The sequence below is a fragment of the Spirochaetia bacterium genome (assembly GCA_022482625.1).
Classification (GTDB): Bacteria; Spirochaetota; Spirochaetia; order Sphaerochaetales; family Sphaerochaetaceae; genus Pleomorphochaeta.
Map to the genome: position 1 here is coordinate 3,029,927 of JAKVOU010000001.1, position 16,159 is coordinate 3,046,085.

Sequence of the window (16,159 nt, forward strand, 5' to 3'; positions counted from 1 at the left end):
CGTCAGGCATTGATCAGACGTTGATACTCCATGCGGTATTTTGCCGGTATGGGCGATTCCAGTTTCCATGTGATGTTCATCGGCTTGCTGCCATGATGTGTTACATATCTGGCTTTGCCCATGAACGTATAGGGCATGGTACCACCGAAACTATCCCTTTTTGTCTTTCTCACGAAGATGAGTACGCTTGTATGCATCTTTTCATGGTTGATATATCTCTCTCCGGTCACAGAGGTTTCACTTGTCGTACTCTGGCTCTGCCAGTGAAGGTTGTCCGTACCGTAAAGATAATCATTATACATGGTAGTAGGGGAATAATCCTTTTCGGTTTTATTGAGCGTAATCAAAAGTACATCAGTTTTTTCTGCAGGAAGATATCTGACGCCTTCCCTTGCGGTGCCCGGTTTTTCCAGTCCCAATGCTGTAAACAATTGGTTCCTGCTATATGTTGCATGGACAGAGAGAGGACAACCGAATGACAAGTTGTCAAAGTCATCTTCAAGGTCAGTGTAGTCGCGTCGGAAACTGAGCAGTTCCGATAGTTCATTGAACAATATCGGATTGTCGTCGATTGCCTTTTGGATTTCCATGTCTTCCTTTGGAGCGGTAAGGTCTGTCCATAGTGTATACTGGAACATGTTGAGCATCCTTCTTTCCCTCAAATTCAGATGATTTGGAATGCCCTTCTGCAATATTGTTGAGATAAAATCCATGAACAGAAGCGAATCACAATAGCAGAATGTTGCCAGACTGGTGCAGATTGTTTTTTCCAGTGGTTCATGGAAACCATCGATGCAACCGGCTTCGACAGCCAGCCTGGAAAAAGCGGTTTTACCTTTATATATTTCCCGCGGGTCCATCTGATAGTATTCCAAGAATCCTTTCAATGAGAGAGGATTTCCCAGATCTTTTGTAAATTCCTTGATTCTTTCCCTGATCTGGTTCTTGCTGCCGGAAGCTTTGAGATTCTCAAGTATATATGCCTGTGCTTTTTCTTCAAGTTGGATGAAGCATCCTTTCGGTACCGAAGGGAAACCTGCTTCAATTTCGTGCCTTACATTTTCAGCATGCCTTGGCAGCAATGCAGACAGTTTTTCCTCAAAGCGATATTTCCGGTTTGCTTGTCCGATGAAATCGAGCACCAGCAGGCGGTCCTTGCCGTCATACAGTCTCAGACCTCTTCCCAACTGCTGTAGGAAAACAGTTTTTGAAGCTGTCGGACGAAGGAACAGGACCGTGTTGATTTGCGGAATGTCGACTCCTTCATTGTAGAGATCAACAACAAACAAAAATCTGATTTTCCCGGTAGTCAGCTGTTTCTTTATATTTTTTCTGATTTCCCAGTTGCTGTTCCCATCAAGGGACGCAGAAGGGATGCCATATTCATTGAACTGGGCTGCCATGAACTGTGCATGCTTTACTGTTACGCAGAAGCCGAGTGCGATGATTTGCATTGGATCAGTACAATAGGTGTCGATGCTGCGTATGATCAGGCCGACACGTCCCTTGGCGGTAAGATAGCATTGTTCCAGTTCATTTTCATCATAACCATGTCTTGTCCATCTTACATTTTCGAGATTGACATTGTCGGTAACACCGAAGTACTGGAAAGGGCAGAGCAGACTCCTGTCTATAGCTTCTGATAATCCAAGTTCAGCCGTAATTCTTCCATTGAAGTCAGTAAGGATACTTTTGCCGTCCATCCTTTCTGGTGTTGCTGTCAGACCAAGCAGTATCTTGGGGGTAAAATGTGAAAACAATGGCCGGTAACTTGTTGCCCGACTATGGTGGCTTTCGTCTATGACGATGTAGTCGTAGAAATTTCCAGGTATAGAATTCAGTGGAAATGACCTGCCGTGCAATGATTGTATGGTAATGAAGAGATGATTGAAATCTTCATCAGGATGATGATGTCCTGTGTAGAGGCTTCCGAAGTTTGCATCCCTGAGGATACCTCTGAACGTCGCTATGCTTTGCTTGAGTATTTCTTCCCTGTGGGCAACGAACAATAAAGTATTGGCCTTGCCGCGGTTTTCCTTTTGTTCACAGAACCTTCTATAATCAAAAGCTGCGATGACGGTCTTGCCCGTCCCTGTTGCTGCAACGATCAGGTTGCGGTAATTATGACGTGACAGACGTTCAAACTGGATTCTATCCAGTACTTCCTTCTGATAATGGTAAGGCCTGATATCGAAGATTTGCTGCAGACCCTCCTGTGCCATGGAGAAACTATGTTCAGCTTTCAGTGCCTTTCTGAGTTTCTCTTCATCTTCTTGCAGATAAGGTTCGAATTCGTCATCTTCCCAGTAGCTGTCAAAGGTTGCAAGGACTTTTTCCAATACTTCAGGTTGGTCAGTAGCCGTAATCTTGATGTTCCATTCCTTTCCGCTGGTAATGGCAGGATTGGATAAATTGCTTGAACCGATATAAGCCGTAGTAAAGCCGCTTTTTCTGATGAAAATATAACTTTTTGCATGTAGCCTGGTAACTTTTGTATCATAGCTGACCCTTATTGAAGTTCCGGCAAGTCTGCTCAGTTCCCTGATTGCCTTTACATCTGTAGCTCCCATGTATGAAGTCGTGATTACCTTAAGTATGCCTCCACGTCGGGTGAATTGTTTCAGTTCGTCAAACAACATGACCAGACCGGACCATTTTATAAAAGAAACCAACATGTAGATTTCATCTGATGAAAGTATTTCTTTCTTCAACTCCGACGCCAACAAGGGTTCATCCTTTGCGCCCGTAAAAATCGATGAACAAGAAAGAGGAGAAACAGGCCTTTGCAGATTGCCGTTGCCATGGAACTTGTTCACGGCAGAAGTGACGGAAAGCAACTGTTCATTGTCCTTATCTATTGTTGCATCCAGATAGTTCCCATCCTTTGTTGCTTTGCTTATCAAGGATATGATGCCATTTGCCAGTGCCAGTTTCTGTTCTTTGTCCTGTTTTATTTCCGACATACCTTGCTTGATCAAAGCTGCAAGATAGTCTGCATAGATCCTTGCGGATTCTTCTGTGTCAACCTTGCTTTTGCCTATCTGCTTGTCAGAGGCATTGTCCAGTCTGTTCTTCAGGTTATCTGAGATGAGTTGTTCATAAAGTCCGTCTGCAAGATCATCATCATGGTCCATAGATATCTCCGAAATTGTTGGTCATACGCTTCAAGTATAGCAGCATGGGCAGAAATTGCCAGATCAATGGAAATGTTCTGTATGGATGGTCTTTCCTGTGCAAGATCCTGACTGAGAACCAAATGTAGCGTAGATATAAAATTATCAATCTAAAATTTCTATATTACCAAATAGATGTCATACGATTAAAATTTTTAATTTGTTTTATAATAATAAATTAAATATTAAATCATTGATTATGTAATTTTTATAATAAAAGCTATTGACATAAGTTGCATTGTTTTTTATAGTATGTACGAAAGGACAGGAGAACGAGACATATGAAAAAGATATTGATGACTTTGACACTTATGATAGGAATACTTGCCGGAGCTTTCGCTGAAACGACGATTACACTCAATACCACGATCCAGCCCAAAGCCGAAGCCGGATTCAGTCTCTCTTCCATTTCTTCCTATTCAGATGTTCCTACGACTCCTTCAGACACGGTTACACTCGACAATTTCAACAATAATATTTATGTGTATTATAAGCTTAATACGACTATTTCAAACTTTACCCTGCAGGTCAAAGCTACTCCTTTCAATTATGCTGATGATACTTCGACTGATTATGTGACCACGAAGATCGGCTATACGCTCAAAGCAAGTAGTCCGACCGGAAGCGAAGTGGCTTCTACGCATGTTGCTTATAATCAGGGTGATGGCAATCCGGCTGTCCTGACTATCATTTCTTCCGGCAGTTCCACACAGCCTACCCAGGCTACTTCAGCAGGATCATTCAAGTTGAATTGTAGTTTGGATTCGACCAGCGATTTGTCATCAGTTGATTCAGGTTCAGTCATCGGTACATATGAAAATGCTGTAGAGGGTACCTACCAGGCTGTCTTGACGTTGGTTTACTCAGCGAATTAGGATGCAGGTGATGAGTAAAGATTGGAAACATGGAGATAGAATGATGAAAAAGATAATAGCAAGTCTGGTTATATGCGTTGTCATCCTTGCAGGTGCTTTTGCCGGAGACCTTACGGTAAAGACCACGAGGACTGACGGAACGGTAGTCGGTTTCAGCAGTACCCAGGTGAACGGTGGTGCCATTGTCCCTACGGTCATCGAAGGCGGAAGCAGTGTCGCTGCCAGCTCGGTTTCCAGTTGGGGAAATCTATTCCTGTACTATATTTCCAACAGAAAGGCAAGCGATACGTTTACCATAGATTTCATTGCGGATCCTTTTAAGAAGACTGATGATGAGAGTGAAGCGTTCGGCTATACCTTTTCCATCGGAAGCAACAACCTGACAGTGACGGACACGACATCAGCCGAAGCAACGTTTACGGTTACACCGAGTAACAGCGGACGTGTCTACGGAAGCTATGCCTTTTATAATCTTGCTATGGATTCAAGCTCTGCACCAAGCGGCAACTATACGGCCAAATTGACTGTGAAGATTGAATCCAACTGATATCGACGAAAATCTTTGATTTTGTCCTTTTTGATAGAAGAGAGACTGTTGCAAATATATTTGCAACGGTCTTTGTTTTCTTATGATGTATTTGTGATACATATTGCAGATTCATGATTGTCGGAGATTCACAAGACTTATTGGAATAGCTTGATGCCAGAAATATCGATAAAATGGAAACCGGACAAAGCAGTTGCCTGTTGCTGAGGGTCTATCTCTATTAAATTTGACTTTGTACAGAAACTGTCTTACCTTTATTTCTATAAGGATCCGTTTGGATTCCTGGATATTTATATGGAGGTATAAGTATGGCTGTAAAAAATGCAATGACTTCTGAATTTCTACATTCTGCATATGCAGGAGAAAGCATGGCGCATATGCGCTACCTTATCTGGGGCGATATGGCAGAGAAGGAAGGATTTCCTAATGTTGCCAGATTGTTCAAGGCAATTGCCTTTGCTGAACGTATACATGCAGGTAATCATTTCAAAGCGATAGGCGGAGCGACGGCCTCTGTATCGGTTACCGGTGGGGGTGTGTTTGGGGTAGGAAAGACTGTGGACAACCTGCAGGGAGCAATAGACGGAGAAGCAGGGGAAGTAAACCAGATGTATCCGGTGTATCTGCATACCGCAGAATTCCAGGATGAACCGGAGGCAAAACGTTCATTCCATGCTGCATTGGAGGTGGAGAAACTTCACCTGGAGCTGTTCAAGCAAGCTCAGCAGGCAGTACGTGCCGGACATGATATGGAATTGAAGAAGATTCTGGTCTGTCCTGTCTGCGGACATACTGTCCTTGATGAGGCTCCTGAACATTGTCCCATCTGCAATACGAAAAAGGAAAAGTATGTAGAATTCTGAGGCCTACATAAAAAATCCATGCAGTTGATTTCAGACAAATCCCGTTTTCAGCTTTTGATGAAGACGGGATTTCCTTTTTCTTGGAATGGCTGTAGGTAGTAATGATTGTGCACCATAACTGTGATTTTCTGTTTTTGGTTGCTGGTAATATAGGACGGTTTTGATATTTTTATAGATACAAGAAACCATACTGTAGATATTTTTGCCAGTCTTCATTCTTTTTGAAAAAATCATTTCCTATTTGATACCATCTTTTTTACCTGATTTGAGAATTCTGATATATGTCTTCAATTTTCTATCAAAAAAGAACAAAATTTGTGCTATCTATTTTTTAATCTGAATATTATTTATTACATATTATAAAGATAAGTTTTTGTATGCTCTTTGGTTCGTTGAACAAATTTGATAAATCAGGACAAAGCAGATGTACTAGCGTTACGGACAAAGCCAGTAGAAAAAAGACATGATATGACAAATGAGGTCATCCGCAGGTGACGAGTCATATCAAAACAATTCTATTCATGGAATGACTTTGCCTGTAGCAAATGAGATAGATGGATGATAAAATCCCCTGTATACCATATTTTTGGCACACAAGACACTATGAGGAATTGAATGTGCTGAAATGAAACTTTGCTGTCCGTGCTGTTGTACAAACCCGGTACAGTTCTCACTTGGATGAGACCTATAGGATTTTTACTACAAAGTCCATTGGAACACCTTCCGTTCTTTCTTTTTCAGCTTGCATCACCAACATTGATATGAGTGTCAAACGAAGAGGTATTGTTGTCAAAATTTTTGATGAATATGTGCATATGACTTGAAAATACATTATGATTGGATTAATAATTTCAAATATGCATGTATAATTCTGCAATTAATGTGCATATGCATATTTTATTTGTGCAGATGACCATAAAATATAATTGACAGGTTTTTTATCAAAATATAAACTGCAACCATGGAAAGGCAATGGGGCCGGTTCAAATAATCGCTTCCGCCTTTCCGCTTTTTTTAGTATGGATGATTTGGCAGAGCAAAGGCGCTTTGAAAGTAATTCTTACCTTTGCTCTGCCTTTTTCTTTTTTATGGCGCTGAGAAGGAATGCAAAACCATGAGTACAAACACCACTGAAACAGAAATAATGCTGAACGACATAGGAATGAAATTCAACGGGGGAACTGAAGAAATAACAGCTCTTACCAGTGTGTCGTTGGATATCAAGAAAGGTGAGTTTGTCTCATTGGTCGGACCTTCAGGCTGTGGGAAGACAACCTTGCTGCGAATCATAGCAGATCTTTTGACTCCTACCTCCGGTACCGTGACAATCGGTGGCGAGACTCCGAGGGAAGCAAGACTGAAAGGTCGGTACGGCATGGTCTTTCAAAGTCCCGTGCTCTATAGCTGGCGAACCGTAATCAAGAATATCGAGCTTCCTCTTGAGATCATGGGTATTTCAAAGACTGAAAGACGGGAACGTGCCGAAGAAATGCTGGAAATGGTGGGCTTGAAGGATTTCTGGCGAAGCTATCCAGGACAGTTGTCAGGGGGCATGCAGCAACGTGTCGGCATTGCAAGGGCACTTGTCATACGGCCGGAAATCCTGCTTATGGATGAACCTTTCTCAGCCTTGGATGAATTTACCCGGGAACATTTGCACGAAGATTTGCTCAACATCTGGAGAAGAACCAACAAGACGATTGTCTTCGTTACCCACAACATCTCTGAGTCGGTATTCCTTTCGGACAAGATCTGTGTCCTTTCTCCTCATCCAGGCAGGCTTTCTGCGGTCTTGGATGTTGACTTCGAAAGACCTAGGCACATGGCAATCAAAAGCACGGCGGAATATACCGCGAAAGTATTTGAAGTTCGTTCATCATTCGAGGGGGTGTAGGATGGATAGACCGAAGAAAAAAGATCATTCAAGCAGTCTCGTCACCTTGGCATGGACACTGGGCTTTTTCCTTATCTGGGAAATCTTGGCATTTCTGGTAGCAAACTCAGCTCATATACGGTCCCCGGAAAAGGTGCTTCCACATTTCTGGAAGATCATCGCAGCTGCATTCAATACAAACAAAGTAAACGGAAGCCAGACGGCCATCCAGCTTGTATGGCTGAATGCAAAAGTTACATTGTTCCGTTCTGCTGAAGGCTTTGCAATCGGAGCCGGCATAGGTTTTCTTCTTGCTGTGCTTATGAGCCTGTCAGGCGCCTTGAAGAAGATTTTCTTTCCATATCTGATGATCATCCAGATGATTCCTATTCTTGGCATGGCACCTATTCTCCTGTCCTTGACAGGCAATATCAATCAGAGTCGGATAATCATCGCAGCAATATTGACGTTCTACCCTGTGGCAACCAATATGCTTGCCGGCATTGAGTCCGTAGAGGAGGAGATGCATGAACTCATGTATTCGTATGCTGCAAACAAATGGCAGATTTACGGAAAGATGCTTTTGCCTGCAAGTATCCCATACCTTTTTACAGGGCTGAAGGTATCTGCTCCACTTGCCATTACTGCTTCGATTTTGGTCGATACCCTGCAGGGGGGCATAGGGTTGGGATGTCTGTTGTCCCAGTCTTTGAAGGGCGCAATGACACGATATGTGTTCTGGTTGATTGTGGTGATCAGTGCGGCAATAGGAATCATGAGCTACGTTGCCATGGGGATAATTGAAGATATTGTTTCTCCGCACAAGAAAGCAGAAAGGGCCTGCAGAGGATAGATGCAATGAAAAAAAGACTTGGTATCCATTGGGAATCGACTTCAACGATCGTATATCCGGTACTTTTCGGAATCCTTCTCTTTGCTATGTGGCAAGGAGGCCTGCTTAACATCCTGCTTGGTACTGATACGAATACATTGCCGCCTCCCAGCAAGATAAATTCAATCATCAGTGACAATACTGCAAAGATCCTGCTGAACCTGAAAGCTACGGTCATAGTGGCTTTGATTGGATTGCTGGTAGGTTCATTGGCAGGGTATGGACTTGCAATCATTGCAGCTGAACACAAGAAATGGGGTGCTGGCGGGATAACCTTGGCAGCTGCATTCAATGCCGTGCCGATCGTAGCACTTGCACCTGTGATGAATAACCTGACTAAACAGCTTTCCTCGGACGTTGACTTTCGTTCTATGCTTGCCAAGACCTTGGTAGTTGTAATCGTATGTATCGACGGTATGGCCGTCAATGCATTCAGGGGACTGACGGAACTGAAGCCGTTTGCTGCTGACCTGATGAAGACCTATGCGGCAAGCAACTTTACGATTTTCAGGAAACTTCTGTTTCCGAACAGTGTCCCTTACATATTTACGGCCCTCAAGGTGAGTCTTCCAGCAAGTATTATCTCAGCATTGGTCACAGAGTATTTTTCCGAGAAGGTAATCGGAGTCGGCCGACAGATTCGTGAGAATATCGTAACAGCGCAGTTTGCGACTGCATGGGCTTACATCGTCGTATCGTGCCTGCTTGGTGTCGTACTTTACGTGGTGTTGCTCTTTGTTGAGGCTGCCGTTATGAAAAATAGGAACAGGAACTAAGAGGGTGACCGTACCGCGACGGTTCAACATTCAGAAAGGAATGAGGGTAAAAAAATGAAAAAAATGATCACATTATTGATGGTCTGTGCAGTGTCCGTTGCTGCATTTGCGAACGGCAACACGGAATCAGCTCCAGCCCCGACACCGGTTGCAACGACTGCATCGGCTCCTATGACCAACGGCGAACGCATCAAGGCTGCCGCTAAGGAAGGCAAGGTCGGTAACTGGGGACTTGGCAATGAATATGAGATTCAGGCCCTGCTTACCAAGTACGGCTGTCCTACTGATTTCTTGAGCCAAGACTTCACGATGGATGGCTTTGACGATGATTCCATTACGCTGGCATCAGCCATGACGTACAACGAACTGGGCCTTGTCAAGAATAGCTACGAAGGCGGCTATGGCTATGGAGACAAGGTAGGCACCATAGACATGAACGATGAAGGTGTCGCCATGTTGGAAGATAACATCTTCTGTACGACGAAATTTGCAGAAGAGAATCCAAACACGGTGAAAGCGTTCCTGTATGCGTCCCTCAAGGGTTGGAAGACTGCCTGTGCTGATCCTGAAGCAGCTGCAAAGATCGTGTACGAGTATGGCTCTTCGGTATCTGCCGGACACCAGTCCTATATGGCCAAGGAAGTCAAGAAATTGGCAGAAACCGACACCAAGGGCAATCACGTAACAAATTATGGCTATATGGATCCTGATGCAATGGCTCAGACTCTCAAGCTGGCGCAGACATACATCAAACTTGATGATCATAGTGCAGCTGACAAGCTCAAGGCTCTTACGCTTGATGATATCCGCGATACTTCCTACTGGAAAGCTGCCACGGATTCAAAGGATGGGACAGATCTTGGCAAGCCTGAAAAAACATCAGTCAAGATACAGCTCAAGTGGTTGCCGCAGGCACAGTTCATGGGCTACTACGTTGCACTTAACAAGGGATACTACAAAGACGTAGGTCTTGATGTACAGATTATTCCTGGTGGCGGCGATATCGCAGAGACGACAGCTGTGTACAACGGTACGGTCAATTTCGGTGTAACGTGGGTCTCAAATCTGATTTCTGCAGATGCGGCTGACATGAACCTCCTGGAGGTCGCACAGATCTTCCAACGCTCAGGTCTTGTCCTGGTATACAAAAAATAATCCAGTCAATGCATGACGAGGAAAGGGAAGGTGAAAGATGATGGATTTAATTGTTAAAAACGGAAAAGTCGTGACGGCTTCTGAGACATTTGTTGCTGATTTGGCGGTCAAAGACGGGAAAATCATTGCAATAGGCAAAAACCTGGAACCGGATGCCAAGACAGTGATAGATGCTGAGGGGAAATACGTACTGCCGGGAGCCATCGACGCACATACCCACCTCGCCATGCCATTCGGCGGGACGATTTCTTCCGATGATTACTTTGCAGGAACAAGAGCTGCAGCATGCGGGGGAACGACGACGGTCTTTGACTTTGCACTTCAGGACTTTGACGAGCCTATGGTCGATGTCATCAAACGTCGGGATAAGCTTGCAGCACCGCAAGCAGCAGTCGACTATGCATTTCACATCGGAGTCAAGGATGTCCATGGGGAACTCCTTGATTCAATGAAGGATGCAGTGGAGTATGGGGTCCCGTCGTTCAAGGTATTCATGGTCTATGACTTCGGAGTCACCGACGGTGTATTCTATCGTCTGCTGGAGAAATCAAAGGAAGTGGGGGCTATGATTTCTGTCCATGCAGAAAACAATGAGATGGTCAACTATCTTACCAAGAAATATCTTTCTGAAGGTAAGACAAGTCCTTGGTATCATTATCTCTCACGTCCTGAATTTGTCGAAGCAGAAGCTGACATGAGAGCTATCCAATGGGCAAAGGAAACCGGCGCAAAGCTTTATATCGTACATCTGGCAAACAAGCAGGGCGTAGAAGCTGTGACAAAGGCCAAGGAAGAAGGGTATCCGATCTTTGCCGAGACCTGTCCGCAGTATCTTCACTTTACCTGTGATGTATACAAACGCCAGGACGGAAGGAACTTCGTCTGCTCTCCACCGATGAAGGGACAGGAAAGCCAGGATGCCATATGGGCTGCACTGAAACGGGGTGACATCGATGTCGTAGCGACTGACCATTGCCCGTTCCAGCAAAGCGAAAAGGATTGGGGACTCAATGACTTTACCAAGATACCGAATGGCTGTGCCGGTGTAGAAAACATGTATCCCTATATGCTCGATAAGGCAAACGAAGGTGTCATTACCTTCAATAAAGCTGTTGAAGTCTGCTCCACCAATCCGGCAAGGATATTCGGATGTGCCCAGAAAGGTAGCCTTGCAGTAGGTAAGGATGCTGATATCGTCATCTATGATCCGAACAAGGACTTTACCATTACCTGTGCAAACATGCATTCTGATTCCGACCATACCATCTGGGAAGGAACCAAGCTGCATGGATATCCCGAAATGACATTTTCCCGTGGCAGGATGGTCTATAAGGACGGCAAGTTCCTTGGAAAGGCTGGTTATGGCAAATTTGTAAAACGGAAGCTGAGCTGATAGACAGGAATCAGGAAAAGGACTGAAATAATGGACACTTCAATTTTTGAAAACAAACTGATCGTAAATGAAGCAGACCGCTGTCTGCTGTGTAGCGATGCGCCCTGCACGGCAGCATGCGGCAAGTCCAATGATCCTGCGCAAATGCTGCTGTCCCTGAGATTTGAAAATGCTCGGGTTGGAGGCTTCTTCAATCCGGCATTATGTGCTGATTGTAATGCCGGCTGTGAAAAGTCATGCCTGCATTATGATTTTCCAATTCGTATAAAGAAAGTGGCTGCCATCCTTGAGGACAAGGACCTTGCACCGAAAGAAGCTGATCTTTCCTGTATGTTCCTGAATGTAAGATGTGAGAATCCATTCTTGCTTTCTTCCTCAGTGGTGGCAAGCAATTACGAGATGTGCAGAAGAGCTCTGGAAATGGGCTGGGCAGGTGTAGTATTCAAGACCATTGGATTCCTTGTTCCCCATGAGGTTTCTCCTCGCTTTTCTTCACTGAGAAAGGAGTCGACGCCGTTTGTCGGATTCGGAAACCTTGAGCAGATTGCCGAACATTCACTTGAGGAGAATCTCAAATTCATTTCAGACCTCAAACGTGATTTTCCCAAAAAAGTGATGATAGTCTCGATCATGGGACAGTCTGATGAGGAATGGACTGAACTTGCAAAGCTGTCACAGCAGGCAGGAGCGGACATGATTGAATGCAATTTTTCATGTCCACATATGAGCGGAGATGGACTGGGTTCGGATGTCGGGCAGAAACCGGAACTAGTAAAACATTACACCCAATGTGTCAGGAAAGGGACGGACCTTCCTATCCTGGCAAAAATGACTCCTAACCTTGCACATATGGAAATTCCGGCAATTGCTGCCGTTGAAGGAGGAGCTGATGGCATCGCAGCCATCAATACCATAAAAAGCTTGTCCGGTGTTGATCTCAACATGCTCTCTTCCTCACCTGTTGTACACGGCATGTCATCTGTTTCCGGCTATTCAGGCAAGGCAATCAAGCCAATAGCCTTGAGATTCATCAGTGACTTGGCACAGTGTGAACAGCTGGTAGGTATTCCGATCAGTGGCATGGGGGGAGTCGAGACTTGGCGTGATGCATTGGAATTCATTGCCTTGGGCTGTACGACGGTACAGGTGACGACTGCAGTCATGCAATATGGCTATAGGATCATCGATGACCTGAAAGCCGGGCTGTCAAGTTACATGTATGAACACAGGATAGGTAGTGTTGCTGAGCTCATCGGACTTGCAAACGAACATATTGTTCCGACGGATGAACTTGACCGTAATACCATAATGTTTCCTTCGTTCCATCTGGACAAGTGCCTTGGGTGTGGGCGTTGCTACATTTCATGCAGAGATGCTGGTCATCAGGCTATAACGTTTGATGCAAAGACAAGAAAACCCAAGCTGATAGGAAACAAATGTGTGGGATGTCATTTGTGTCGGTTGGTCTGCCCTGCAGGCGCAATCGGGAAGAGCAAGCGCATTCCTAAGCAAAAGCCACATACACAGGAGGTGAGGGCGTGAGCAACAGATTGAAGAAGGCAGAGAAAATTGCGCTTGAGAGCATAATGCCGGCACAAGATTTTCGCACTGTGGAAAGTGAGCTCCGTGACTTGCGAGGTGGCATAACCGAAATTCCTGTTACGGTCGAATTCAACAAGGATTTCAAGCCGTCACTTAAGAATCCCATTTCAGGAGGTTGTTTCGTACACGGATTCATACGGATGAATGAAATGCTTGCAAGGATCAATGGCTCACCCTATCGACAGAACGAAAATGGGAATGGTATCAAGCGGATTTACCTTACTGACTGGGATGGTATATTCCTTTTGTCAGTTACGATGATTCATGGAAGTGAATATTTATATTCAGTTACCAGCGAAGAAGTTGAATACCTGCTCAGTAACTGCAGGCATCCGAACATCATTGCGGAAGTCTGAATAAGACAAAAATTTGTTTAGTTATTATGGAGGGTAAAATTATGTATGAATGCAGTCTCGAACGAATGACAGACAAGATCAAGACCTTTTCTACGTATGGTGATGCAGGACATGGCGGAATAACGCGTTATTCTCTTTCTCCTGCCGATATTCAGGCGAGGAATGAATTTATCAAGCGCATGAAGGCCATCGGTGCCGAAATAGAAATCGACGATGTGGCAAATATGTATGCGACACTTCCCGGCAGTGATCCCGATGCAAAGCGCATCGTAATGGCATCACATGTCGATTCAGTAAAGAATGGCGGTAACTATGATGGTATCCTGGGGGTCATGAGTGCCATGGAAGCTTTGGAAACCGTCGTCGCAAAGAAAATTCCTCATAAGCATCCCCTTACTGCCATGGTATGGACGAACGAGGAAGGCTCCTTATATCCACCTGCCATGATGTGTTCCGGCATCGTCTGCTATGACTATCTGCCGGATGCCATCAAGGAAAAATTCAGGAAGGAGGATATGCTTGCGACGAAGGATATCCTGACAGGCAAGACGACCTTCGGAGAGGCATTGGAAAAATCAGGATTCAAAGGTGATGAAAAGAACCGGCTCAATCCTGACAAGTATCTGTGCATGTTTGAAACCCATATCGAACAGGGACCGATTCTTGAGGATGCAGGCAATGATATCGGTGTAGTTGACTGTGTACTTGGTATGTTCAACTACCGCGTGAAGTTCTATGGTCAGACGACACATGCCGGGACATTCCCCATGCCCAAACGTAAGGATGCATTCTTTGCTGCTGCCCAGGCCCTTGTTTACCTTCACACAGAAATTGACAAGCTTGGACTTCCTGAACTTGTGTATACGACAGGTGAAGTAGTCTGCCATCCTTGTGTACATACCTGCGTCCCTGATTACTTTGATTTTTGCATAGATGTCCGTCACGAGGATCCAAAAGTCCTTGAAAAGGTCCTTGAAATCGTAAAAAGCTGTGCTGACAGGGAATGGACCGGCTGCACCTGCAAGGTAGAAAAGGCTTGGAACCGTGATACGGTGTACTGGGATAAGAAACTTGTTTCCTATGTCAAGGAAGCAGCGGAGGAAGCTGGTGTATCACACCAGTATATCCATTCTGGAGCAGGACATGATGCCCAGTTTGCATCTTACATGTTGCCGACGACAATGGTCTTTGTTCAGTCCAAGGATGGCTTGAGCCATTGTGAACCTGAATATTCATCACCCGAGCATTGTACCGAAGGTGCCACGGTCATGTTGAATGCCGTACTTAAGGCAGATAAGGATTGAAGGGAGCACAGGAATAGAAAATGACAGGAAAAGAAATCTCAGAGACGCAGAAGAAATACAACCTCCAGTCATGGAGCAAGCAGGCAAACATAAATCCCCTTGCCGTGAAAAAGGCGGAGGGAATTTATTTCTGGGACTATGAAGGCAACAGGTATACTGATATGTCTTCCCAGCTTGTGAACCTGAATGTGGGTTTCGGCAACAAGGCAATCGGGGATGCCATCAAAGCCAAGGTCGACCAATACTGCTTTGTCGGACCCGGCTATGCGGATATTTCCCGTGCGACACTAGCCAAAAAGATTATCTCGCTTCTACCGGAGAGTTTTGGGAAGGTGTTTTTTACGAATGCCGGAGCCGATGCGAATGAAAATGCCATAAAGATTGCCCGTATGTATACGGGCAGGAACAAGATCATGAGCCGGTACCGGAGTTACCATGGTTCATCCTTCGGCGCCGGTAACCTTACCGGCGAGCCGAGGAGATTTGCACTTGAACCGGGAGTCCCGGGATTCATCAAGTTCTTTGACCCGTATCTCTACCATGAGAAGATTCCGTTTGCAAGTGAAGAAGATGCTTCTGCATATTATATTTCCAAACTTGAAGAACAGATACAGTATGAAGGCAGAGCTGCCATTGCGGCAATCGTGATGGAGACAGTCACGGGTTCCAACGGTGTGATCATACCACCGAAGGGTTACTTGAAAGGTGTTCGCGCACTTTGTGACAAATACGGTATATTGATGATATGCGACGAAGTCATGGCTGGCTGGTACCGTACAGGGACATGCTTTGCTTTCGAAAACTTTGGCATTGTTCCTGACATCGTGACGTTCGCCAAGGGTGTGACCTGTGGATATGTGCCCTTGGGTGGCGTGGCGGTTTCCTCTAAGATTGCTGCATACTTCGATGACCATCTGCTTTCCTGCGGCCTGACCTATAGCGGACATCCCCTTGCCTGTGCAGCAGGCGTTGCCTGTGTCAACTATTATGAAGACGCACACATTGCAGGGAATGTCAAGAAATCCGGTGCATATCTGGCCAGGCGGCTTGATGAGATTGCAGCAAAGTATGACTGCGTGGGTGAAGTGCGCCATATAGGGCTGTTCTCTTCCCTTGAACTGGTAAAGGACAAGAAGACTCATCAGCCATTGGTTGAGTATGGGTATGATCCTGACGGAGTCATGGCTAAGATTGTCGGCAAATTGAAAGCAAAGGGTTTCATGACCTATTCTCATGAAAACATGATCTTCGTGAATCCTCCGCTTATCATTACCGTCGAACAGCTCAAGGAAGAACTGGTGAAACTGGAAGAAGTACTGAAGGAAATCTAGATGGCACCGGAATGAGGTT

At 45.1% G+C, this 16,159-nt stretch carries 13 protein-coding genes; 12 read left to right on the plus strand and 1 reads right to left on the minus strand.

Going from position 1 to position 16,159, the window contains the following annotated elements; genetic code table 11:
* Positions 1-2: 2 nt before the first annotated feature.
* Positions 3-3,134, minus strand: a complete 3,132-nt coding sequence (locus LKE40_13755) for a DUF3427 domain-containing protein (protein ID MCH3918494.1) — start codon at positions 3,132-3,134, stop codon at positions 3-5.
* Positions 3,135-3,454: 320 nt separating this feature from the next.
* On the opposite strand from LKE40_13755, the gene LKE40_13760 reads away from it, so the two are divergent.
* The 12 genes from LKE40_13760 (at position 3,455) to LKE40_13815 (ending at position 16,140) form a co-directional block, all read left to right on the plus strand.
* Entirely contained in the window at positions 3,455-4,048 is a 594-nt protein-coding gene (locus LKE40_13760; GenBank protein ID MCH3918495.1) for a hypothetical protein, read from the plus strand.
* Between the two features lie 43 nt (positions 4,049-4,091).
* On the plus strand, positions 4,092-4,595 hold the full coding sequence (locus tag LKE40_13765; GenBank protein ID MCH3918496.1) for a hypothetical protein: 504 nt from the start codon (positions 4,092-4,094) through the stop codon (positions 4,593-4,595).
* Positions 4,596-4,903: 308 nt separating this feature from the next.
* Positions 4,904-5,458, plus strand: coding sequence for a rubrerythrin family protein (locus LKE40_13770; protein MCH3918497.1), 555 nt, complete (start codon positions 4,904-4,906; stop codon positions 5,456-5,458).
* Between the two features lie 1,114 nt (positions 5,459-6,572).
* Positions 6,573-7,352, plus strand: coding sequence for an ABC transporter ATP-binding protein (locus LKE40_13775; GenBank protein ID MCH3918498.1), 780 nt, complete (start codon positions 6,573-6,575; stop codon positions 7,350-7,352).
* Between the two features lies 1 nt (position 7,353).
* Positions 7,354-8,184 carry an ABC transporter permease subunit gene (locus tag LKE40_13780; GenBank protein ID MCH3918499.1) on the plus strand — a complete coding sequence of 277 codons (831 nt, stop codon included), beginning with the start codon at positions 7,354-7,356 and terminating at the stop codon, positions 8,182-8,184.
* Positions 8,185-8,189: 5 nt separating this feature from the next.
* Complete coding sequence (locus tag LKE40_13785; GenBank protein MCH3918500.1) at positions 8,190-8,999, plus strand: ABC transporter permease subunit; 810 nt, start codon at positions 8,190-8,192, stop codon at positions 8,997-8,999.
* 54 nt (positions 9,000-9,053) lie between these two features.
* Complete coding sequence (locus LKE40_13790) at positions 9,054-10,154, plus strand: ABC transporter substrate-binding protein (GenBank protein ID MCH3918501.1); 1,101 nt, start codon at positions 9,054-9,056, stop codon at positions 10,152-10,154.
* A 40-nt stretch (positions 10,155-10,194) separates the two neighbouring features.
* Positions 10,195-11,547 (plus strand): dihydropyrimidinase, encoded by a 1,353-nt coding sequence (hydA, locus tag LKE40_13795; protein ID MCH3918502.1) that lies wholly within the window; start codon positions 10,195-10,197, stop codon positions 11,545-11,547.
* Between the two features lie 30 nt (positions 11,548-11,577).
* Positions 11,578-13,089 (plus strand): NAD-dependent dihydropyrimidine dehydrogenase subunit PreA, encoded by a 1,512-nt coding sequence (preA, locus tag LKE40_13800; protein ID MCH3918503.1) that lies wholly within the window; start codon positions 11,578-11,580, stop codon positions 13,087-13,089.
* Complete coding sequence (locus LKE40_13805) at positions 13,086-13,505, plus strand: hypothetical protein (GenBank protein MCH3918504.1); 420 nt, start codon at positions 13,086-13,088, stop codon at positions 13,503-13,505. The genes preA and LKE40_13805 overlap by 4 nt, the downstream gene beginning before the upstream one ends.
* 41 nt (positions 13,506-13,546) lie before the next feature.
* On the plus strand, positions 13,547-14,809 hold the full coding sequence (locus tag LKE40_13810) for a Zn-dependent hydrolase (GenBank protein MCH3918505.1): 1,263 nt from the start codon (positions 13,547-13,549) through the stop codon (positions 14,807-14,809).
* Between the two features lie 20 nt (positions 14,810-14,829).
* Positions 14,830-16,140, plus strand: a complete 1,311-nt coding sequence (locus tag LKE40_13815) for an aminotransferase class III-fold pyridoxal phosphate-dependent enzyme (GenBank protein MCH3918506.1) — start codon at positions 14,830-14,832, stop codon at positions 16,138-16,140.
* Positions 16,141-16,159 lie beyond the last annotated feature (19 nt).

Bases quoted from the DNA above. Each gene is read 5' to 3' on its own strand.
- LKE40_13755 (MCH3918494.1), bottom strand. From the start codon at position 3,134: ATGGACCATGATGATGATCTTGCAGACGGACTTTATGAACAACTCATC.
- hydA (MCH3918502.1), top strand. From the start codon at position 10,195: ATGGATTTAATTGTTAAAAACGGAAAAGTCGTGACGGCTTCTGAGACA.
- preA (MCH3918503.1), top strand. From the start codon at position 11,578: ATGGACACTTCAATTTTTGAAAACAAACTGATCGTAAATGAAGCAGAC.
- LKE40_13765 (MCH3918496.1), top strand. From the start codon at position 4,092: ATGAAAAAGATAATAGCAAGTCTGGTTATATGCGTTGTCATCCTTGCA.
- LKE40_13790 (MCH3918501.1), top strand. From the start codon at position 9,054: ATGAAAAAAATGATCACATTATTGATGGTCTGTGCAGTGTCCGTTGCT.
- LKE40_13785 (MCH3918500.1), top strand. From the start codon at position 8,190: ATGAAAAAAAGACTTGGTATCCATTGGGAATCGACTTCAACGATCGTA.
- LKE40_13775 (MCH3918498.1), top strand. From the start codon at position 6,573: ATGAGTACAAACACCACTGAAACAGAAATAATGCTGAACGACATAGGA.
- LKE40_13780 (MCH3918499.1), top strand. From the start codon at position 7,354: ATGGATAGACCGAAGAAAAAAGATCATTCAAGCAGTCTCGTCACCTTG.
- LKE40_13815 (MCH3918506.1), top strand. From the start codon at position 14,830: ATGACAGGAAAAGAAATCTCAGAGACGCAGAAGAAATACAACCTCCAG.
- LKE40_13770 (MCH3918497.1), top strand. From the start codon at position 4,904: ATGGCTGTAAAAAATGCAATGACTTCTGAATTTCTACATTCTGCATAT.
- LKE40_13810 (MCH3918505.1), top strand. From the start codon at position 13,547: ATGTATGAATGCAGTCTCGAACGAATGACAGACAAGATCAAGACCTTT.
- LKE40_13760 (MCH3918495.1), top strand. From the start codon at position 3,455: ATGAAAAAGATATTGATGACTTTGACACTTATGATAGGAATACTTGCC.